The sequence below is a fragment of the Aureimonas sp. AU4 genome, assembly GCF_001463765.1.
Lineage (GTDB): Bacteria > Pseudomonadota > Alphaproteobacteria > Rhizobiales > Rhizobiaceae > Aureimonas.
Window position 1 is genome coordinate 186009 of record NZ_BBWK01000006.1, and the last position, 19030, is coordinate 205038.

At 69.9% G+C, this 19030-nt stretch carries 22 protein-coding genes and 1 riboswitch; of the genes, 17 read left to right on the forward strand and 5 right to left on the reverse strand.

What is annotated here, in order from left to right; translation table 11 throughout:
• The first annotated feature begins 35 nt into the window (after positions 1-35).
• The 8 genes from AUL35_RS03430 to AUL35_RS03465 all read left to right on the forward strand — a co-directional run bounded on the left by AUL35_RS03430 (position 36) and on the right by AUL35_RS03465 (position 6486).
• A complete protein-coding gene (locus AUL35_RS03430; RefSeq protein WP_062012078.1) occupies positions 36-656 on the forward strand; it encodes a 2,3-bisphosphoglycerate-dependent phosphoglycerate mutase in 621 nt (206 codons plus the stop codon).
• A gap of 48 nt (positions 657-704) precedes the next feature.
• Positions 705-817, forward strand: a riboswitch (TPP riboswitch).
• 48 nt (positions 818-865) lie between these two features.
• Positions 866-1828: an FAD-dependent oxidoreductase gene (locus tag AUL35_RS03435; protein WP_062012080.1), complete on the forward strand. Its 963-nt coding sequence runs from the start codon at positions 866-868 to the stop codon at positions 1826-1828.
• Complete coding sequence (thiS, locus tag AUL35_RS03440; RefSeq protein WP_062012011.1) at positions 1825-2022, forward strand: sulfur carrier protein ThiS; 198 nt, start codon at positions 1825-1827, stop codon at positions 2020-2022. The genes AUL35_RS03435 and thiS overlap by 4 nt, the downstream gene beginning before the upstream one ends.
• A 4-nt stretch (positions 2023-2026) precedes the next feature.
• The gene (locus AUL35_RS03445) at positions 2027-2803 is read left to right on the forward strand and encodes a thiazole synthase (protein WP_062012013.1); all 777 of its coding nucleotides are present in this window, start codon (positions 2027-2029) and stop codon (positions 2801-2803) included.
• Positions 2800-3429, forward strand: a complete 630-nt coding sequence (locus tag AUL35_RS03450) for a thiamine phosphate synthase (RefSeq protein ID WP_062012014.1) — start codon at positions 2800-2802, stop codon at positions 3427-3429. Before AUL35_RS03445 ends, AUL35_RS03450 begins: the two co-directional genes overlap by 4 nt.
• Before the next feature lie 85 nt (positions 3430-3514).
• Positions 3515-4231 carry a GntR family transcriptional regulator gene (locus AUL35_RS03455; RefSeq protein WP_062012016.1) on the forward strand — a complete coding sequence of 239 codons (717 nt, stop codon included), beginning with the start codon at positions 3515-3517 and terminating at the stop codon, positions 4229-4231.
• Between the two features lie 91 nt (positions 4232-4322).
• Entirely contained in the window at positions 4323-5621 is a 1299-nt protein-coding gene (locus AUL35_RS03460) for a hypothetical protein (RefSeq protein WP_062012018.1), read from the forward strand.
• A gap of 10 nt (positions 5622-5631) precedes the next feature.
• A complete protein-coding gene (locus AUL35_RS03465) occupies positions 5632-6486 on the forward strand; it encodes a hypothetical protein (RefSeq protein WP_062012020.1) in 855 nt (284 codons plus the stop codon).
• A 7-nt stretch (positions 6487-6493) separates the two neighbouring features.
• Here AUL35_RS03465 and AUL35_RS03470 read toward each other — a convergent pair whose 3' ends face one another.
• On the reverse strand, positions 6494-7426 hold the full coding sequence (locus AUL35_RS03470) for an alpha/beta fold hydrolase (protein ID WP_062012022.1): 933 nt from the start codon (positions 7424-7426) through the stop codon (positions 6494-6496).
• A 59-nt stretch (positions 7427-7485) separates the two neighbouring features.
• Between AUL35_RS03470 and AUL35_RS03475 the strand changes: the two genes are divergently transcribed.
• From AUL35_RS03475 to AUL35_RS03500, 6 genes are all read left to right on the forward strand, one after another.
• Positions 7486-8505 (forward strand): hypothetical protein, encoded by a 1020-nt coding sequence (locus tag AUL35_RS03475; protein WP_062012023.1) that lies wholly within the window; start codon positions 7486-7488, stop codon positions 8503-8505.
• Between the two features lie 115 nt (positions 8506-8620).
• A complete protein-coding gene (gene ettA, locus AUL35_RS03480; protein WP_062012025.1) occupies positions 8621-10270 on the forward strand; it encodes an energy-dependent translational throttle protein EttA in 1650 nt (549 codons plus the stop codon).
• Between the two features lie 136 nt (positions 10271-10406).
• Entirely contained in the window at positions 10407-11885 is a 1479-nt protein-coding gene (locus AUL35_RS03485) for a PAS domain-containing protein (RefSeq protein ID WP_062012028.1), read from the forward strand.
• Entirely contained in the window at positions 11845-12285 is a 441-nt protein-coding gene (locus AUL35_RS03490) for a response regulator (RefSeq protein WP_062012029.1), read from the forward strand. The genes AUL35_RS03485 and AUL35_RS03490 overlap by 41 nt, the downstream gene beginning before the upstream one ends.
• Before the next feature lie 82 nt (positions 12286-12367).
• Entirely contained in the window at positions 12368-13018 is a 651-nt protein-coding gene (locus AUL35_RS03495; protein WP_062012031.1) for a DedA family protein, read from the forward strand.
• On the forward strand, positions 13011-13604 hold the full coding sequence (locus AUL35_RS03500; RefSeq protein ID WP_062012034.1) for an MOSC domain-containing protein: 594 nt from the start codon (positions 13011-13013) through the stop codon (positions 13602-13604). Before AUL35_RS03495 ends, AUL35_RS03500 begins: the two co-directional genes overlap by 8 nt.
• On the opposite strand, the gene AUL35_RS03505 is transcribed toward AUL35_RS03500, so the two are convergent.
• Together AUL35_RS03505 and tsaA are read right to left on the reverse strand one after the other, a co-directional pair.
• The gene (locus AUL35_RS03505; RefSeq protein ID WP_062012036.1) at positions 13592-13924 is read right to left on the reverse strand and encodes a DUF2293 domain-containing protein; all 333 of its coding nucleotides are present in this window, start codon (positions 13922-13924) and stop codon (positions 13592-13594) included. The two genes, AUL35_RS03500 and AUL35_RS03505, sit on opposite strands and share 13 nt — an antisense overlap.
• Entirely contained in the window at positions 13921-14403 is a 483-nt protein-coding gene (tsaA, locus tag AUL35_RS03510) for a tRNA (N6-threonylcarbamoyladenosine(37)-N6)-methyltransferase TrmO (RefSeq protein WP_156417814.1), read from the reverse strand. Before tsaA ends, AUL35_RS03505 begins: the two co-directional genes overlap by 4 nt.
• 82 nt (positions 14404-14485) lie before the next feature.
• On the opposite strand from tsaA, the gene AUL35_RS03515 reads away from it, so the two are divergent.
• The 3 genes from AUL35_RS03515 to AUL35_RS03525 all read left to right on the forward strand — a co-directional run bounded on the left by AUL35_RS03515 (position 14486) and on the right by AUL35_RS03525 (position 18045).
• Complete coding sequence (locus AUL35_RS03515) at positions 14486-15493, forward strand: metalloregulator ArsR/SmtB family transcription factor (RefSeq protein WP_062012040.1); 1008 nt, start codon at positions 14486-14488, stop codon at positions 15491-15493.
• Positions 15494-15498: 5 nt separating this feature from the next.
• A complete protein-coding gene (metF, locus tag AUL35_RS03520; protein WP_062012042.1) occupies positions 15499-16392 on the forward strand; it encodes a methylenetetrahydrofolate reductase [NAD(P)H] in 894 nt (297 codons plus the stop codon).
• A gap of 432 nt (positions 16393-16824) precedes the next feature.
• Entirely contained in the window at positions 16825-18045 is a 1221-nt protein-coding gene (locus AUL35_RS03525; RefSeq protein WP_062012044.1) for an alanine racemase, read from the forward strand.
• Positions 18046-18104: 59 nt separating this feature from the next.
• Here AUL35_RS03525 and AUL35_RS03530 read toward each other — a convergent pair whose 3' ends face one another.
• A complete protein-coding gene (locus AUL35_RS03530; RefSeq protein ID WP_062012082.1) occupies positions 18105-18527 on the reverse strand; it encodes a DUF4112 domain-containing protein in 423 nt (140 codons plus the stop codon).
• Between the two features lie 85 nt (positions 18528-18612).
• Positions 18613-19030: aldo/keto reductase (locus tag AUL35_RS03535; RefSeq protein WP_192847032.1), on the reverse strand; the 418-nt coding region annotated here is incomplete at its 5' end.

Here is a 19030-nt window from a genome sequence, read left to right on the forward strand (position 1 = left end):
CCAACGGAGGAAGCCAGACCCTCATGTCCTCGACCTTGACCCGAACCCTCGTTCTCGTGCGCCACGGCCAGAGCGAGTGGAACCTCAAGAACCTCTTCACCGGCTGGCGCGATCCGGGCCTCACGGAGCAGGGCGTCGCCGAGGCGAACGCGGCGGGCGACCGCCTGAAGGCAGCCGGGATCCGCTTAGACGTCGCCTTCACCAGCGTCCTCAGCCGTGCCCAGCGCACGCTCGACCTGATCCTGGAGCGCACCGGGCAGACCGGCCTCGAGACGATCCGCGACCAGGCGCTGAACGAGCGCGACTACGGCGACCTGTCGGGTCTCAACAAGGACGACGCGCGCGCCAAGTGGGGCGAGGAGCAGGTCCATATCTGGCGCCGGTCCTACGACGTGCCCCCTCCGGGCGGCGAGTCGCTGCGCGACACCGGCGCGCGGGTGTGGCCCTACTACATCCACACCGTCCAGCCCCGCGTCCTGCGCGGCGAAACCGTGATCGTCGCGGCCCACGGCAATTCGCTGCGCGCGCTGATCATGGCGCTCGACGGCCTGACCGGCGAGGAGATCGTCAGCCGCGAGCTCGCGACCGGCGTGCCCATCGTCTACCGGCTGAACGCCGATTCCACGGTCGCCTCCAAGGACGTCCTGGAAGGCTAACGCGACCCGGCGCGCCGGTTGACACCGGCGCGCCATGGCTTACCCTCGCAAGCACCCAAGGGGAGTTCCGGCAAGGAGCTGAGAGGCCGCTTCACGAGCGCGGCGACCCTTCGAACCTGATCCAGCTCGAGACTGGCGTAGGGATGGCGCTGCGTGACCGATGATCCGATCCCCTTCCGTTTTCTGCCCCCCGCATGGTGCGCGACGTGATGCCCGTCGCGATCCTCGGCGCGGGCGTTGCGGGCCTCACCACGGCCGTGCGCCTGGCGGAGGCGGGGCGCGAGGTCGTGATCCACGAGGCGACGCCCCGGCTCGGCCTGCGCGCCGCATCGTGGCTCGCGGGCGGCATGCTCGCGCCCTACTGCGAGGCGGAGGTCGCGGGCGCGACGATCGTCGCACCGGGCCTCGAGGGCATCGGCTGGTGGCAGCGGCGGACGGCGGTCGACCGGCTCGGCACCTTGGTTCTGGCCGCGCCCCGCGACGCCGCGGACCTGCGCCGCTTCGCCAGCCGAACCCATGGCCACGACGCGCTGGACGCCGAGGCGATCGCCGAACTCGAGCCCGACCTTTCCGGCCGCTTCTCGCGCGCGCTGTTCTTTCGCGACGAGGCCCATCTCGATCCGCGAAGGGCGCTGGCCGACCTCGCACGGCGCCTGGAAGAGCTGAACGGCACCATCCTCTACGGCTCCGACGCCGAGCCGGCCGCCTTTCGCGGCGAGGTCGTCGTGGATTGCCGGGGGCGGGCGGCGCGTGCCGAGCGCCTGCGCGGCGTGCGCGGCGAGATGCTGCTTCTGCGCTGCCCGGACGTCGCGCTGACGCGGCCCGTTCGCCTCCTCCACCCGCGCTGGCCGATCTATGTCGTGCCGCGCGGGAAGGGGATCTACATGGTGGGCGCGACGATGGTGGAGAGCGAGAACGAGGGGCCGGTGACGGTGCGCTCGACGTTGGAACTGCTGTCCGCCGTCACGATGCTGCACCCCGCCTTCGCGGAAGGCGAAATCCTGGAAACGGGCGCGGCTCGCCGCCCGGCGCTGCCCGACAACCTGCCGACCGCGACCCGCCACGGCCCGGTCGTCACGTTTGCCGGGCTCTACCGCCACGGCTTTCTCCTGTCGCCGCACGTCTCGGCCGAGGCCGCGCGGCTCGCCCTCGAAGTGCCGGAGTTCGCATGATCCTTCTCGTCAACGGAGAACCGCGCGAGGTCGCGGCCGCCGACCTCGACGCGCTGGTCCTGGAACTGGACCTCGAGCCCGAGGCCGTTGCGACGGCGCTCAACCGGGAGTTCGTGCCGCGCGGCGAGCGCGAGACCGCGCGGCTGCGCGAGAACGATGCGGTGGAAATCCTCTCGCCCATGCAGGGTGGCTGACGTCATGCGCCTTTACGACAAGACCTACGCGTCGCGCCTGATGCTCGGCACCGCACTCTATCCATCACCCGCCGTCATGCGCGAGGCGGTGCGCGCCTCGGGCTCGGCGCTGGTCACGGTGTCGCTGCGGCGCGAGCAGGGCGTTGGCGGTGGTGCGGGAGCGCCGGGGTTCTGGTCGGAGATCCGCGACCTCGGCGTCGACTTCCTGCCCAACACGGCCGGTTGCCACACGGCGCGCGAGGCGGTGACGACGGCGCGCATGGCCCGCGAGCTGCTCGGCACGAACCTCGTGAAGCTTGAGGTCATCGGTGACGACGACACGCTGGCGCCCGACGTCTTCGGCCTCGTCGAGGCGGCACGCACGCTGACCGACGACGGCTTCGACGTCCTGCCCTACACGACCGAGGACCTCGGCACGGCCGAACGGCTGCTGGAAGCGGGCTGCCGGGTCCTCATGCCCTGGGGCGCGCCGATCGGCTCGGGGCTGGGCCTCAACAACCGCTACGGCCTCCGCTCGCTGCGCGAGCGCCTGCCCGACGTGCCGATGATCGTGGATGCGGGCCTCGGCCGCCCGAGCCATGCCGCGGACGCGATGGAACTCGGCTTCGACGGTGTCCTCCTCAACACGGCGGTGGCGAGCGCCGGCGATCCGGTGGCGATGGCGCGCGCCTTCAAGCTGGCCGTCGAGGCGGGCCGCATGGCCTTCGAGGCGGGCGGCATGGAGCCGCGCGACATGGCGGCTCCCTCCAGCCCGCTTCTCGGCCGGGCGGCGCTCGCGTGACCCATCCGCTCCGGCTCGACCCCTTCTACCTCATCCTCGACGACGCGGACTGGATCGAGCGGCTGGTGCCGCTCGGCGTGCGGCTGGTGCAGCTGCGGGTCAAGGGCATGGACGAGGCGCGGCTGCGCGGCGAGATCCGGCGCGCGCTCGCGGTCTGCCGCGCCCACGGCTGCACGCTCGTCGTCAACGACCACTGGCGTCTGGCGATCGAGGAGGGTGCCGACTTCGTGCATCTCGGGCAGGAGGATCTGGCGGAAGGTGATCTCGCCGCGATCCGGGCTGCGGGCGTACGCCTCGGCCTTTCGACGCACGACGAGGCCGAGCTCGAGACCGCCTTGCGGGCGGCGCCGGACTACGTCGCGCTCGGGCCCGTCTGGCCGACGATCCTGAAGCAGATGCCGTGGGCGCCGCAGACGCCCGAGAAGCTGCGCGTCTGGCGCGAGCGGATCGGCGCGCTGCCGCTCGTCGCGATCGGCGGGCTCAACCCAGGCGAGCGTCTGGATGCCGTGTTCCTCAACGGGGCCGACAGCGCGGCCGTGGTTACCGACGTCACGCGAAACCGCAGTCCGGAGGCGCGCACGCGCGAGTGGATCGCCGCTACGGACCGGAAGCGCCTGCATCCTTAAGGAGAATACGAAATGACATAACACCCATGGGTTGCATTGGTAGTACAACCATGGGTATGGTGGGGCGTCTTTCAAAGGATGTGTCATGTCGCTCGCCAAGCCGTTCAACACCCGCCCGCTCTACCAGCAGGTCGCCGACGAGTTCATCGCGCGCATCGTGTCGCGCGCCTGGGCGCCCGGGCAGTCGATCGAGAACGAGGCCGAGATCGCCCGCTCGCTCGGCATCAGCCTCGGCACGGCGCGCAAGGCCTTCGACATCCTCACCGAGCACAAGCTCCTGGAGCGCCAGCAGGGCAAGGGCACGGTGGTCACCGACTTCACCACCGGCAAGATGCGCTCGCGCTTCTCCAACATCGTGGACCGCAGCGGTGAGCGCGTGTCGGGCGAGGTCGAGATCGGGGGCGTGCAACTCGGCGTGGCACCGGCCGACGCCGCCGACCTCCTGCAGGTCAATGCCCGCACGCCGGTTCTGCAGTTCGAACGTCGGCGCACCCATTTCGGTCGTCCGTTCATGACCGAGGAGGTGTTCCTGCGCGTCGACGCGGGCGCGCGCGACCTGTCGCAGGGCGAGCTCGAGCAGCTCGCCTTCGCCCGCTGGAGCGGCCACGACCTCGCCACCCACAAGCGCGAGAGCGTGAGCGCGGAAAGCGCGACCGCCGCCGACAAGCGCAACTTCAAGCTGAAGGAGGATACAGCCATCCTCAAGCTGCGTCGTCTCATCTGTTCCTATCAGGACCGGCCGCTGGAGTTGCGCTTCGCGCGCGTCCACCTCGGCTCGGACCTGTTCTACGCCTCGGCCTGAGCCGCGTCCTCGCGCGGCCTTAATGTTTGCTTAACCCTCGGGTTCGGGCGACCCTCGTTCCGATTCGCCGCCCCCGAGGATCCCACGCGCCATGGCCGCATCGCATTCCTACACGCTGCGCGGTCAGGTCGCGCGGCTGGAGCTGACCACCCGCATGACGCTCGCCATCCTCGCGACGGCGAGCGGCGTCTTTACCTATCTCGGCGTGCGCGAGCTGCTCGACGGCGACGCCTCCACCGTCCTCTTCGGCGCGATCATCTACTCGGTGTCCGTCTCCGTCGGCATCTACGCCTTCTGGAGCTACCTCATGCGGATCATGCCGCATGTACGCCGTCCGGCGGGGCGGCGGATGCTCTACCTCGCCATGGCGCTGGGCGCGGCCATGATCATGGCGATGAGCGCCTGGCTGAACGCGGCGGCGCTGGCGGGCGCGGCGGCGCTCGAGCAGCACATGTCGGTCACGACCGAGGAGTACCAGGGCAAGCTCAACCAGGCGCACGAGAACGCGCTCGCCGCCCAGAGCCTGCTTCCCGACATCCAGCTCGCCTCGCAGCGCTTCGCCCGCCTCGCCGACGAGGAGCGCTCCTCGGGCGCGCTCACCGGAACCTCCGGTTCAGGCACCGTGGTCCAGCTCCTGCAGCAGATGTCGAGCCAGCTCGGCAGTCTCCAGAGCGAGATCGAGGGATCGCGCGATGCCGTGCGCGATCTCTTCGAAGATGGCGGCAAGCGCCTCGCCGAGATGCGCCGCATAGTGGCGACCGACGGAAGCGTGAAGACGCGCGGGACGGAATATGCGAGCCAAGCGACGGAGCTCGCCGGCATCATCGGCTCGCTGCAGCAGACCTCGGTCGCCCCGTCCGTGCGCCGCGCCGCGGAAGACCTCGGCCGCACCTTCATCGCGCCCGCCGCCGATGGCTCCGACGCCGCGCTTCAGGGCCGGCAGACGGCTGTGGTGGAACAGGTCGGCGCGGCCGTGCGCCAGCAGAGCCAAGCGCTCGCCCAGGCCGCCGACGCGATCCTCGACCGACCCTATGTCGAGCCGGTGCGCTTCAAGCCGCTCTCGGCGCCGGAGGCCGTGGTGATGTACGCGCGCGACTTCCTGCCGTCCTGGGCGGGCGCCATCTCGATCGACCTCATGCCGGCCGTCCTCGTCTTCATCCTGTGTATCGTGCAGGACCAGATCCGGCGCGAGGAGGGCGAGGACGAGGCCGAGTTCGGCGACATGAGCGCGCTCGACATGATGCGCGCGCTGCGCCTGCAGCAGCGCCTCGCCGCTGTCGAGACCGGGACACCGGCAGGCGTGGTCCGCGACGCACCGGCGCTCGTGCCGGACGACGACGTCGTCCAGCAGAACGAGCCGCCCTTCGCGCCCGTGCGCCAGACACGCTAGGCGCCGGGCGGTGAGCGACATCCACGCCTCTCCGGGGCGGATCGAACGCTGGCTACTCGCCATCCCCGATGGGGCGGTGCTTCGCGCGATCTTCTTCGGGCTTCTCGCGCTGGGCGCCTCGATCCTCTGGCAGGACTTCCAGGCGGGGCTGGACGCCGCGCGCGACGCCGAGCGCACGGAGCGCACGCAGCCCCTGCCGCTCGCACCCGCGCGGCCCGGCGACCAGCTTCGCCCCTACCTGCCGCGCGCGCTGCCGGTCGCGCCCGACCGCGGCGTGCCCCGCATTCCCGGCTTCGACGAGCCGCTGGATGGCGGCGCGCTCGCCGCGCCGATGCGCTTCCAGCGCGTCGAGGGCGGGGAGCTCGCGGCGGTCGGGCGCATCGATCCGGGCACGGCGGAGCGCCTGCGCGCCGCGCTGGACGGTGCGGGCGGCGAGGGCGTCACGCGCCTCGTCCTGCATTCGCCGGGCGGCTCGGTCGAGGATGCGCTCGCGATGGGCCGCCTCGTGCGCGAGCGGGGCATCGAGACGCGCGTCCCGGCCGACGGCTACTGCGCCTCGGCCTGTCCGCTGGTCTTTGCCGGCGGAACCGCGCGCATGGCCGGCGAGGGCGCCTGGATCGGCGTCCATCAGGTCTACGCGGCGGACCCGTCCACGGCCCTGCGCGACGTCGACCGCTCGATCGGCGACATCCAGACGACCACCGCGCGTTGCCAGCAACTCCTGGTCGACATGGGCGTCGATCCCCGTCTCTGGATCCATGCGATGGAGACGCCGGCCGCCGAACTCTACGTCCTGACGCCGGAGGAGCTGCGCGCGTTCAGGCTGGTCTCGGACCAACCCCGGCACGGCGCGAAGGCGGGTTGAGCCGTCGCTAGCCGCGCGAAACGGAGTCGAGAAAGGCGATGAGCGCCGTCATCGCCCGGCCGCGCATCGGCTCAATCTCGTTCATCGTCTCGTGCCGCGCGCCCTTCACGATCAAGGTCTCGACGCGGCGCGAGCCCGCATGCCGCAGCCGCTCCGCCAGACGCTCGATCGCCGCGCCGTTGCGCGTCGCCGGATCCTGCGAGCCGCCGAGGCAGTGGATCGGCAACTCGCGCGGCAGGTCCGCGAGGTTGGTCTCTCGCGCGGCGGCGCGGATCAGCTCGATCACGTCCTCGGCCATGGAGACCGTCGGCGTCCAGCCGCAGAGCGGATCGGCGATGTAGCGGTCGACCGCCGCCTCGTCGTGGGTGAGCCAGTCGGCCAGCGTGCGCGCGCCGCGCACGCTCTTCGCCCAGCTCTCGAAGGTCGCGCGCGCAAACACCGCGCTGGCGACGTCCGATCCCTTCAGCGCGCGCTCGGTGCGCAGCGCCAGCCGCCCGGCGGCGAGCGATGGGCCGGTGTCGAAGTTGCTGTTCCAGACCAGGAGCCCGGCAAGGCCCGAGCCGAAGGTGCGGGCGAAGTTGAGCGCGACGAGCCCGCCCATCGAATGCCCGAGCACGACGACCGGGACGCCGGGATGGTCGGCCTCCGCCCGCAGGCGCACGGCCTGCGTGTCGCGCACGACCTTGGACGCGCCGTGGCGCGAGGCGAAGCGGCGAAGCGGCGCGTCCTGCGCGGTGGTCGAGCCGTGTCCGCGATGGTCGTGCGCATAGGCGGCGAAGCCCTCGGCCGCCAGCGCCTCCATGACGCGGGCATACCGGCCCGCGTGCTCGGCCAGACCGTGCAGCAGCAAGAGCACCGCGCGCGGACGGCCCGGCGGGCGTGTCTGGTAGAGGCGCAGCGCGGCGCCGGTGAGGCTGTCGAGGACGGATGCGTCGGGCAAGGCTGGCGGGTCGTTGGTGGCGGGGCTAGTTCATAGGGCAATCTAGGGGAGAGGTGAGCATGCGGCACGCGCGAACGATAGGCCTGATTCTGGCGACCGGGCTCGGAATGATCGGTTTCGGTCCGGCACGGGCACAGGTGCCGATGAGCGGCAGCTTCACGGCGGAAGCCTCGTGCTTCGCGACCCCTTCGATCCGGTCCGACGACAATCCCGGCCGCGTCGTCACGACTCCCGGCACCAGCTATCAGCTTCTGGGCCGCAACAACGATCCGGGCAGCCACTACCTGATCCGCGTGCCGGGCGCCGAGCCCGAGCGGCGATGGGTGGCCTTCGGCTGCGGCCGCGTGGGCGAGGCGTCACAGAGTGCCGGGCGGCCTGCCGCGCCCGCAACGGCGCCGGAGCCCGCCGCTCCCCGTCGGTCCGGTGCCCCTGCGCGCGACTTCGTGCTCGCGGCCAGCTGGCAGCCCGCCTTCTGCGAGACGCGCCGCCGCGTGCGCGAGTGTCGCGACGGCGCGGCCGGCGCCGACGGGTTCACGCTGCACGGCGTCTGGCCGCAGCCCCGCGACCTCAGCTATTGCGGCGTCCCGGCGAGCGAGAAGGGCTTGGCGGAAAGTCGCCGCTGGCTGGACCTGCCGGAGCTGCCGCTCACCGGCGGGACGCGAGCCGAGCTCGCCGCCGTCATGCCCGGCGTCGCCTCCGGGCTCGACCGCTACCAGTGGGCCAAGCACGGCTCCTGCTGGGGCGGTCCGCCGGACCGCTTCTTCGCGCGCGCCGCCGCTCTCGTCGAGGCGCTCAACGCCTCGCCGGTGCGCGACCTCGTCGTGTCGCGCGTGGGGGGGACGCTCAGCGCCAACGAGATCCGCGCCGCGTTCGATCGCGCCTTCGGTCCGGGCGCGGGCGACCGCGTGCTCGTGGACTGTTCGGGCCGGCGCGGGCAGGATGCGCGCATCCAGGAAATCCGCGTCGCGTTGCGCGGCGACCTATCCGGCGACGCCACGCTGGCCGAACTCATCGCCGGCGCTCCGACGCAGCCTCGCGGCTGCCGCGAGGGGATCGTCGATCCGCCCGGCTTCGGCTGAAGGCGGGGCGAACCGTCGGCTGCCGCACGCTCCGGGGGCGTTGCTCCCGGCGCTCCCATGGCTTACCTGTGCGCCATCTTTCCTTTTCGTCCGCAAGTTTGGAGACGCGCGCTCGATGGCACGCCAGTTCATCTACCATATGGCCGGCCTCACCAAGGCCTACGGCACCAAGAAGGTGCTCGAGAACATCCACCTGTCCTTCTACCCGAGCGCCAAGATCGGCATCCTCGGACCCAACGGCGCCGGTAAGTCGACGCTGCTCAAGATCATGGCCGGCACCGACAAGGAGTTCACCGGCGAGGCCTGGGCGGCCGAGGGCGCGACGGTGGGCTACCTGCCCCAGGAGCCCAAGCTCGACGAGTCCAAGACCGTGTTCGAGAACGTGATGGAAGGGGTCGCCGACAAGCAGGCGATCCTCGACCGCTACAACGAGCTCATGATGAACTACTCGGACGAGACCGCCGAGGAGGGCGCCAAGCTCCAGGACGTCATCGATTCGCAGAACCTCTGGGACCTGGAGAGCCAGGTCGAGATGGCGATGGACGCCCTGCGCTGCCCGCCCGGCGACGCCGAGGTCGGCCCGCTCTCGGGCGGCGAGAAGCGCCGCGTGGCGCTCTGCAAGCTGCTCCTGTCCAAGCCCGACATCCTGCTCCTCGACGAGCCCACCAACCACCTCGACGCCGAGACCATCTCGTGGCTCGAGAAGCACCTGCGCGAATACGAGGGCGCGGTGCTGATGATCACCCACGATCGCTACTTCCTGGACAACGTGACGGGCTGGATCCTCGAGCTCGATCGCGGCCGGGGCGTGCCCTACGAGGGCAACTACTCGACCTATCTCGAGAAGAAGGCCAAGCGCATGCAGCAGGAGGGCCGCGAGGAGGATTCCCGCATGCGCGCCCTTTCTCGCGAGCGCGAGTGGATGCTGCAGGGCGCCAAGGCTCGCCAGACCAAGTCCAAGGCGCGCATCAAGGCCTATAACGAGCTCGTGGAGCTGGCCGAGAACCGCAAGCCGGCCGACGGCAAGATCGTCATCCCGACCGGCGAGCGCCTGGGCCAGAAGGTGATCGAGGTCGAGAATATCTCGAAGAGCTACGGCGACCGCGTCCTGATCGACGGCCTGTCCTTCAAGCTGCCGCCGGGCGGCATCGTGGGCGTCATCGGGCCGAACGGCGCGGGCAAGTCGACGCTCTTCAAGATGCTGACGGGCCAGGAAAAGCCGGATGCCGGAGACATCACGATCGGCGAGACCGTCGATCTCGGCTATGTCGACCAGAGCCGCGACCACCTCGATCCCAACAAGAACGTCTGGGAGGAGGTGACGGGCGCCGTCGACATCATGAAGCTCGGCAAGTACGAGATGAACAGCCGCGCCTATGTCGGCAACTTCAACTTCAAGGGGCCGGACCAGCAGCAGAAGGTCGGCACGCTCTCGGGCGGCCAGCGCAACCGCGTCCACCTCGCCAAGATGCTGAAGACGGGCTCGAACGTCATCCTGCTCGACGAGCCGACCAACGATCTCGACACCGAAACGCTGGCGGCCCTGGAGGACGCGCTGGAGGAATACGCGGGCTGCGCCGTGGTGATCAGCCACGACCGCATGTTCCTCGACCGGCTGGCCACGCACATCCTCGCCTTCGAGGGCGACAGCCATGTCGAGTGGTTCGAGGGCAACTTCGAGGACTACGAGCAGGACAAGATCCGGCGTCTGGGTCCCGAAAGCGTGAACCCGAAGCGCCCGACCTACAAGCGCCTGACGCGCTGACGTCACCTTTCCGAAACATGCCCCGCGCCTATCATCCTGGCGCGGGGCGGCGTTGCCTGGAGATAATGCCGTCCCTTCAATGGGATCGAACCCTGCGGTCCCACGTTCGGGTACGACGCAATTCGATGGCAGGCATATGGAACGGATCGGCTTCGAGCAGCTGTTCTCGGCTCTTCCCAGTCCTCACATGGTGTTGGACCGGAACCTTTGTTTCACGGCCGCGAACCCGGCCTATCTGAAATCCACCAACCGCCGCTTCGAGGAACTCGACGGACGCTACGTCTTCGACGTCTTTCCGAACGAGGGCGAGGGGCGGGACGTTCTGCTACGCTCGCTGAGCCACGTTCTCGAAACGGGCGACGCCGACACGATCGCCTATATTCCCTACGACATCCCGCGACCCGAGCACTTGGGCGGCGGCATGGAGCGCCGCTACTGGACGGCCGTCCACACGCCCCTGCGCGACGCGCAGGGCGACGTTCGCTTCATTCTTCAAAACACGGTCGACATCACCGAACTGGTGCGCCTGCGCGCGGCCGCCTCCGATCCGTTCGGCAACTCGTTCGGTGCGGCGGTCGAGCTCGTCCAGCGCGCGCGGGAAGCCGAGGAGGAGATCCGCAGCCGGCGCGATCCGCTCGACACCTTTCGCCGCCTCTTCGACGAGGCGCCCGGCATCATCGCGCTCTTGCAGGGGCCCGATCACACGTTCACCTTCGCGAACCAGGCCTATCGCCGTTTCGTCGGCGACCGCCATCTCGTCGGCCGCCCCGTGCGTGACGCGCTTCCCGAGGTGGTCGACCAGGGGTTTGCCGACCTTCTCGACCATGTCTTCGCCACCGGGGAGCCGATGCTGGGCTTCGGCGCGCGCGTGCTCATCGCCGATCCCGCAAGCGGCGCGACGAACGAGACCTATCTCGACTTCTCCTACACGGCGGTCCGCGATCCGGCGGGCGAGATCACGGGCATCCTCGTCCAGGGCTACGACCGGTCGGACAGCGTGCGCGCCAACCAGCGCCAGCGCCTCCTGCTCGACGAGCTGAACCATCGCGTCAAGAACACGCTGTCCACGGTCCAGTCGCTCGCCCGGCGCTCGTTCTCGACCGCGGGCGATCCACAGGCGGCAAGGCGCGTCTTCGAGGCGCGGATCCTCGCGCTGTCGAACGCACACAACCTTCTCAGCGAGCACCATTGGGAATCGGCCGATCTGTCGACCATCCTCCAGCTCGAGATCGAGGCCTTCGGCAGCGAGCGCGTGAGAGCCGACGGGGAGGCGGTCCGGCTGAATCCCAAGGCGACCATCGCGCTCGCCATGGTCTTCCACGAGCTGGCGTCCAACGCGCTGAAATACGGCGCGCTCGCGGGGCAGGACGGGCGGGTCGCCGTCAGCTGGCGGCGAGAGGGGGACGCGGTCCGCCTGGAATGGCGCGAGGACGATCTCTCGTCGCCGATCGGCTCGATCGTGCCGGGATTCGGCACGCGCATGCTGGAACGCATCGTCACGGGCGAGCTGGAAGGACGGCTGTCGGTTGACTTCCCGCCGCGCGGCCTAGCTTGGACAATGGTCGTGCCACGCCATGAGATCGAGGACCTTGGGACGCAACTCAGACAGCACTGACCGATCCCGCCTCGTCGGACTGCGCGTCTTCGCGGTGGAGGACGAGAGTATCGTCGCGATGCAGCTGGAGGACATCCTGGCCGATCTCGGCTGCGATCTCGTGGAACTCGCCATGCGACTTCGCAAGGCCCTCGACCGTCTGGCCGAGGAGCCCGAGATCGACGCGGCGGTTCTCGACGTCAACATCGCGGGCGAGAAGATCTATCCGGTCGCCGAGCGTCTTCGCGCGCGCGGCGTGCCGATCGTCTTCGCCACCGGCTACGGGCGCGGCGGCCTCCAGCCGGAATGGCAGGACTGCGAGGTCATCCAGAAGCCCTATACCGAGGCCCAGATCGCCGACGCCCTCATGCGCGCGCTGGGGGCTGTCCCCGTTCACGTCCGGGTGAACGTGCAAGGTTGACCGGCCCGCGGGTGGGCGCGTCCGCTGACCCCGTGCTAACAAGCCGCAACCCCAGCGATCCGCCACGGAGCCGACGAACCGCATGGATACCTTCGTTCAGAGCCTGATGCAGAACTTCGGCGTGTTCGGCATCGCGCTCCTCATGTTTCTGGAAAACATCTTTCCGCCCATCCCGTCCGAGCTGATCATGCCGCTGGCCGGCTATCAGGCGGCGTCGGGCGAGCACTCGCTGGTGGCGGTGATCTTGGCGGGCACGGCGGGCGCGCTGGTCGGTATCCTGCCCTGGTACTATCTCGGCCGCGTCTTCGGCGAGAAGCGCATCGTGGCGCTCGCCGACCGCTTCGGACGCTGGATGACCATGACCGCCGAGGACGTCGAGGCGGCCGACCGCTGGTTCCGCCGCTACGGCATCTGGGCCGTCTTCCTGGGCCGCCTCGTTCCGACCGTCCGCACCCTGATCTCGGTTCCGGCAGGCCTCTCGCGCATGCCGCTACCGACCTTTCTCATCTTCTCCGCGCTCGGAACGCTGATCTGGACCACGGGGCTCACCATGGCCGGCTATCTCCTGGCCTCGCAGTACGAACGCGTGAACGACTATGTCGGGCCGGTCTCCAACATCGTGATCGTGGCGGTGGTGGCCCTCTATCTCTACCGCGTCGTCACCTTCAAGCCGCGCCCGCGCAGCCGGCCGATCGACCTGCAGTCCGACGAGATGGGCGACCGGCGTGCCTGAGGCCGCGATCCGCCGCGTGGCGGCCCGACGCATCGAGGCGCGCGTCGCGGGCCTCTTCCGCACCGAGGCCAACGGCTTCGAGACGGTCAGCATCGAGTCGCTGAACCTCGGCTTCGAGGGGATCTCGGGCGACCGCCATGGCGGGTCGACGCGGCGCACCGGAGGACGCGAGCCCTGGTATCCCCGCGGCACCGAGATCCGCAACGAGCGGCAGGTGTCGATCCTGTGTCCGGACGAGCTCGCCGGCGTCGCCGATGCCATGCGACTGCCCGAGATCCGGCCCGAATGGATCGGCGGCAACCTGCTTCTGACGGGCGTGCCGGACCTCTCGTGGCTTCCGGCGCGAACCCTCATGATGTTCGAGAACGGCGCCTCGCTGAAGGTCGAGGGCGACAACGCGCCCTGCCGCCAGTCCGGCCGGGCGATCGCGGCGCGCTTTCCCGGGCGCGACGACATCGAGACGGGCTTCGTCAAGGCGGCGCGCCGCCGGCGCGGGCTGGTGGCCTGGGTCGAGAAGCCGGGCGCCCTCCGGCTCGGCGAGCGCGTCGAGATCCGCCTGCCGGAGCAGTGGATCTACGAGGGCTGATCGGCCTCGTCGGCGGTCTCGTCCTCCGTCGACACGAGACGCCGCGTCGCACCCCAGCGGTCCAGCGTCTCGTTCACCGCGTCCACCACGAAGAAGCGCGCCTCGTCGCGGCCGTAACCCTCGTCGCGCAGCTCGTCGTAGTCCGTATGCTGGTGGCGCACGTAGGCGAGGGTCGCAAGCCAGACGGCGCTGGCCGGCGAAAGGTCGCGCATGTGGCGCGCGTTGGCCGCTTCGCGAATGGCTTCGGCGTCGATATAGGGCACGCGCGGCAGGAGAAGCGTCAGGTTTTCCGCCACGAGACGCTGGCGCCGCGTCGTCACGACGCGTCCCTCGGCGCGTGGTCGACGCTTGGCAGGTAGGGCTTGATGTCGAGGAGCGGCGTTCCGTCCAGGACGTCGAGCGCGTCGAATTCCAGCGATCCGCCCGGCCCGTCGATCGAGACGAGCTTGACCAGATGCAGCCCGATCGGATTCGGGCGGACCGGCGAGCGTAGCGAGAAGGTGCCGCGCGGGGCCGTGGCATGACGTGGCATCTGGAGGGCGAGATCGCGCCGGGCCTTGCCGAGCCAGGTCAGCAGGAACACGTGGTCGCCCGCACGAAGGTCCTGGAGCGCCGTGCGGAACGGCAGGTCGATCAGGGCGCGGAAAGTATGGGCTCCGGCCCGCTCGCGCGCTTCTCGCATGTTGCGCGGGCAGCTGCCGCGCTCCCGCCAGGGACTTTCGAGCCGGCCGATGAAGGCGAGCCGCGCGTCGTCGCGCAACGCAGGATCGACCGTGAAGCGAAGCTCGCCCTCGCGCATGCCGGGAAGCTCTTGCTCAACGCGGGACGAACACATAAACATATCTTTATATGATGCTGGCGCGAACAGGGAGGCGCACCACGTGGCGGCCACCTTCGCCCGAACCGTCGACATCCTCAAGGCCGTCGCCGAGCCGACGCGCCTGCGCCTCCTGCTTCTGCTCGCGCGGCAGGAACTGACGGTCTCCGACCTCACCACGATCCTGGGCCAGTCGCAGCCGCGCGTCTCGCGCCACCTGAAGCTCCTGACCGAGGCGGGGCTCGTACATCGCCATCAGGAGGGCGCCTTCGCCTTCTTTCGCCTCGGCGACGAGGCGCCGGTCCACGATCTTCTCCTGACGCTCGGCCGGGGGCTGGACGATCCGGAAGGGTTGCTGGCCGGCGATACGGAGCGACTGGGCGAGGTACGCCATCGCCGGGCCGAGCGGGCCGCCGCCTACTTCGCCGAAAACGCCGCCCAGTGGGACCGCATCCGCTCCTTCTACGTGCCCGACGCCGTGGTCGAACGCGAGCTCTCCGCCCTTCTCGGCGAGGAGCCGCTCGGCGCCGTTCTCGACGTCGGAACCGGAACCGGGCGGCTGCTCGAGCTTCTGGCGCCGCGCGCCGAGCGGGCCGTGGGCATCGACGCCTCGCGCGAGATGCTGCAGATCGCGCGCGCCAAGCTCGACGTCGCCGGGCTGGCGCAGGCGAGCGTGCGGCAGGGCGACGCCTACCGCCTGCCCGTGGCACGCGGCAGCTTTGATCTCGTGACGATCCATCAGGTGCTTCACTATCTCGACGACCCGGGCGCGGCCGTGCGCGAGGCGGCGGGCGTTCTGAGACCCGGCGGGCGGCTGCTGATCGTCGACTTCGCGCCGCACGAGCAGGAGTTCCTGCGCGACCACGCGCACCAGCGCCTCGGCTTCTCGCCCGAGACGCTGGCCGGCTTCCTTCGCGCCGCGGGCTTCCGGCAGATCCGCCTTCGCGAGCTGCCGCCCGCCAACGGACGCGCCGACCACCTCACCGTTCTTCTGGTTCTGGCGGAGCGCGAGCGGGAAGGCGCCGCGCCATCGTCCAATCCCAGCATGCTTGCAGCCGCACAGGAGCCTTGACCCGGATGCCTCAGTCCAAGACCGCCCGCGAGGCCATCCGCGTCTCGTTCGAGTTCTTTCCGCCCAAGACGCCGGCGATGGAGGAGGGGCTGTGGAATGCCATCACGCGCCTCGCCCCGCTCAAGCCCGACTTCGTGTCGGTGACCTACGGGGCGGGTGGCTCGACGCGCGAGCGCACGCACCAGACCGTCGCGCGCCTCCTGCGCGAGACCGACCTCAAGCCCGCCGCGCACCTGACCTGCGTCGATGCCTCGCGCGACGAGGTGGACGAGGTCGTGCGCCAGTATCGCGACACGGGCGTGCGCCACTTCGTGGCGCTGCGCGGAGACGGGCAGGGTGGGGCGGGCTCGGCCTACCGGCCCCATCCCGACGGCTACCGCAACGGCGCCGAGCTGACCGCCGGGATCAAGCGCATCGACCCGACGATCGAGGTGTCCGTCTCGGCCTATCCCGAGAAGCATCCCGAAAGCCCGGACGTGGCGACCGACATCGAGATGCTCCGCCGCAAGGTCGACGCGGGTGCCACGCGCGCCATCACCCAGTTCTTCTTCGACAACGACCAGTACGAGCGCTACGTCGAGCGCGTTCGCGCGGCCGGCATCTTCGTGCCGATCGTGCCCGGCATCGTACCGATCCACGACTTCACCAAGATCAGCCGCTTCTCGGCCCAGACCGGCGCCTCGATCCCGACCTGGCTCGCGCGCCGCTTCGAGGGGCTGGAGAACGACGCGCAGACCCGCTCACACGTGGCGGCGGCGGTCTGCGCCGAGCAGGTGCTCGACCTTGCCGACCGCGGGGTGGGGGACTTCCACTTCTACACGATGAACCGGGCCGACCTCGTCTACTCGATCTGCCACATCCTCGGGCTGCGCGAGGCCGCGACGGCGGCCGCCGCCTGACACGAAGAAGGGCCGGGGTTCCGCACCCCGGCCCTTCCAGTCGCGTCTTCCGCGTCGAGGTCGCGGCTATCGGCCCCTTTAGGGTACGACACCCACCACCATGGCGCCCACAAAGGCGAACGCGGCGCAGGCCATCACGAAATTCATCGAACGCATCAGATGCATTTCAGCCTCCCGCTCACGAGATGTTTCGAAGTTTAACCGACCTTAAAACTTCGTAAAGCCGCATTCGTTGCGGCGGCGCGGCGCCGCGCCGCGCCTTTTTCATGAATCGTGAGCCGCACCCGTGGCTTGGCCGCCTTGCACCGCCGCAGGAAAAACCGCGAGCTCGCGCCGAACCGTCATATCGATTGCGCCTGACGGCCCTAGATGCGAGGTCGCATCCGATTCGCCGCAGCCCGGACCGGGCTCGGTCTCCCATAGGACATGCCGTTGCAGACCTTCTCCACCGCGCGCGAGGCCGCGCTCGCGCTCCGCCCGGACGTTCCGGTCTACTGCTTCCGCCCGCAGGTCCTGCGCGAGGATCTGGACCGCTTCCGCCAAGCCTTTCCCGGCACCACGGCCTATGCCGTCAAGACCAACGGCGAGCCGCAGGTTCTGGAGGCGCTGGCGAAGGCCGGCGTCGACGCCTTCGACGTCGCCTCGCCGGCCGAGTTCGAGGCGGTGCGCCGCGTCGCGCCCAAGGCCGAGATGCTCTACATGCATCCGATCAAGGCGCAGTCCGACATCCGCCTCGCGCTCGAGACCTACGGCATCCGCACCCTCTCGCTCGACCATGAGGACGAGGTGGCGAAGGTGCTGCGCATCGTGCGCGCCCTCGACCTCGATCCGGGCTCGATCACGATCTTCGTGCGCCTCCAGACCAAGGGGCATGCCGCCTACGAGCTGTCCAAGAAGTTCGGCGCCGCGCCCGCCCACGCGGTGGAACTCCTGCAGCGCTGCCACCGCATCGGCTTCAAGGTCGGCATCTGCTTCCATGTCGGCTCGCAGATCGAGGACAACGAGACCTACGAGCGCGCGCTCGCCTCCGCCGACTGGGTGCGCAACCGGGCCGACGTGCCGCTGGCGGGGCTCGATGTCGGCGGCGGCTTTCCGGCCGAGTACGGGCACGACCCGCGCAAGCGCAAGCCCGTCATGCCGAGCCTCGAAGACCTCATGGCGAAGCTTCGGCAGGACGTTGCCGAGTACGGCTTCGACGAGATGCCGCTGGTGGCCGAGCCGGGCCGCGTCGTGGTGGCGCGGGCGTTTTCGCTGATCGTGCGCGTTCTCCTGCGCAAGGGACGCCGGCTCTACATCAACGACGGCATCTGGGCGTCGCTCTCGGACTCGTGGACCGGCAAGATCACGCTGCCCGCGCGCTTCATCCCCGACCCCGCGCGCCAGAGCCGCCACGGCGACCCGTCGTCGATCCAGGCGTTCCGCGTCTGCGGCGCGACCTGCGACTCTGTCGACATCCTGTCGCGGCCCTTCTGGCTGCCGGAGACCGTGGACACGGGCGACTGGATCGAGATCGGCCATATCGGCGCCTACTCGCTTTCGCTTCGCACCCGCTTCAACGGTTTCTATCCCGACACGTTCGTGGAGGTGACGACCCCCTTCGACTTCGGCGAGGCGGCGGAAGGGTATGCCAGCCTCGAGACCATGGCCGATTGACGCGAAAAGGCCCGGCGTCTTTCGACGCCGGGCCTTCGTGAATCGATCCCCAAGCGCGCTCAGCGGCGCGGGGTCACGTCCTTGAGGTCGCCGCGCGCCAGATCGAAGTGGTCGAGGATGATCTGGATGTTGCGCTTGTGCGACTTGAAGTAGACGTCGAACAGGTCGCCCGCGACCGGCACGGCGCCGACGGCGGCATCAAGCCCGAGATTGGCGATCATGCGCGCCAGCTTGCGCTTGGGGAGGCCGAGGCGGCGCGCCTCGTTGACGATGTAGAGCCCGACCAGCGCCGCGCCTGCATCGCCGACGCCCGGCACGAGGCCGATCACCGCGTCCGCGCCGAAGCGGATGTTGGTGCCCGGCACCCGCAGCGCCGTGTCCATCAGACGGGCGAGCGTGTTGAGCCGGCTGATGCGGCGAAGGCGCGTCGCCTCGTCGAAGAAGGGGGCATCGAAGCCGTTGGCAAAGGCGGCTGCAACCATGGTCGCGGTCTCCATCGAAACGGGCGGCTCCAGGGCCGCCCTGCCTCGTAGATGGTGATCGCGACGGTGGGGTTGAAGACCCGCCTCAGGTCTTCGTGCGATCGAGGATCAGGTCCGCCGGGCCGAAGCGGCCGCTCGCCGTGTTGCCCTGGTGCCAGTAGGGATAGATCACGGGCGGGCGGCTGACGGCGTCAAGCGCGGAGCGCTCCTCGTCGGTCAACGTCAGGCTGGCTGCCGCGAGGTTGTCGCGGAACTGCGCCTCGGTACGGCCGCCGATCACGAGCGTCGCGACGGCCGGGCGGCCGAGGAGCCAGGCCAGCGCCACCTGCGCCGCCGAAACGCCGCGCGCCTCGCCGATCCGCACCAGTTCGTCCACGATGCGCCAGAGCCGATCCTCGTCGCGGATCGGCGGCTCGGTCCAGCCGGCGAGCTGGCGCGAGCCCTCGGCGGTCTGGTTGCGGCGGTGCTTGCCCGACAGGAGCCCGCCCGCGAGCGGGCTCCAC

Bases quoted from the DNA above. Each gene is read 5' to 3' on its own strand.
- AUL35_RS03435 (WP_062012080.1), top strand. From the start codon at position 866: ATGCCCGTCGCGATCCTCGGCGCGGGCGTTGCGGGCCTCACCACGGCC.
- thiS (WP_062012011.1), top strand. From the start codon at position 1,825: ATGATCCTTCTCGTCAACGGAGAACCGCGCGAGGTCGCGGCCGCCGAC.
- AUL35_RS03445 (WP_062012013.1), top strand. From the start codon at position 2,027: ATGCGCCTTTACGACAAGACCTACGCGTCGCGCCTGATGCTCGGCACC.
- AUL35_RS03455 (WP_062012016.1), top strand. From the start codon at position 3,515: ATGTCGCTCGCCAAGCCGTTCAACACCCGCCCGCTCTACCAGCAGGTC.
- AUL35_RS03460 (WP_062012018.1), top strand. From the start codon at position 4,323: ATGGCCGCATCGCATTCCTACACGCTGCGCGGTCAGGTCGCGCGGCTG.
- AUL35_RS03475 (WP_062012023.1), top strand. From the start codon at position 7,486: ATGCGGCACGCGCGAACGATAGGCCTGATTCTGGCGACCGGGCTCGGA.
- ettA (WP_062012025.1), top strand. From the start codon at position 8,621: ATGGCACGCCAGTTCATCTACCATATGGCCGGCCTCACCAAGGCCTAC.
- AUL35_RS03485 (WP_062012028.1), top strand. From the start codon at position 10,407: ATGGAACGGATCGGCTTCGAGCAGCTGTTCTCGGCTCTTCCCAGTCCT.
- AUL35_RS03490 (WP_062012029.1), top strand. From the start codon at position 11,845: ATGAGATCGAGGACCTTGGGACGCAACTCAGACAGCACTGACCGATCC.
- AUL35_RS03495 (WP_062012031.1), top strand. From the start codon at position 12,368: ATGGATACCTTCGTTCAGAGCCTGATGCAGAACTTCGGCGTGTTCGGC.
- tsaA (WP_156417814.1), bottom strand. From the start codon at position 14,403: ATGCGCGAGGGCGAGCTTCGCTTCACGGTCGATCCTGCGTTGCGCGAC.
- metF (WP_062012042.1), top strand. From the start codon at position 15,499: ATGCCTCAGTCCAAGACCGCCCGCGAGGCCATCCGCGTCTCGTTCGAG.
- AUL35_RS03530 (WP_062012082.1), bottom strand. From the start codon at position 18,527: ATGGTTGCAGCCGCCTTTGCCAACGGCTTCGATGCCCCCTTCTTCGAC.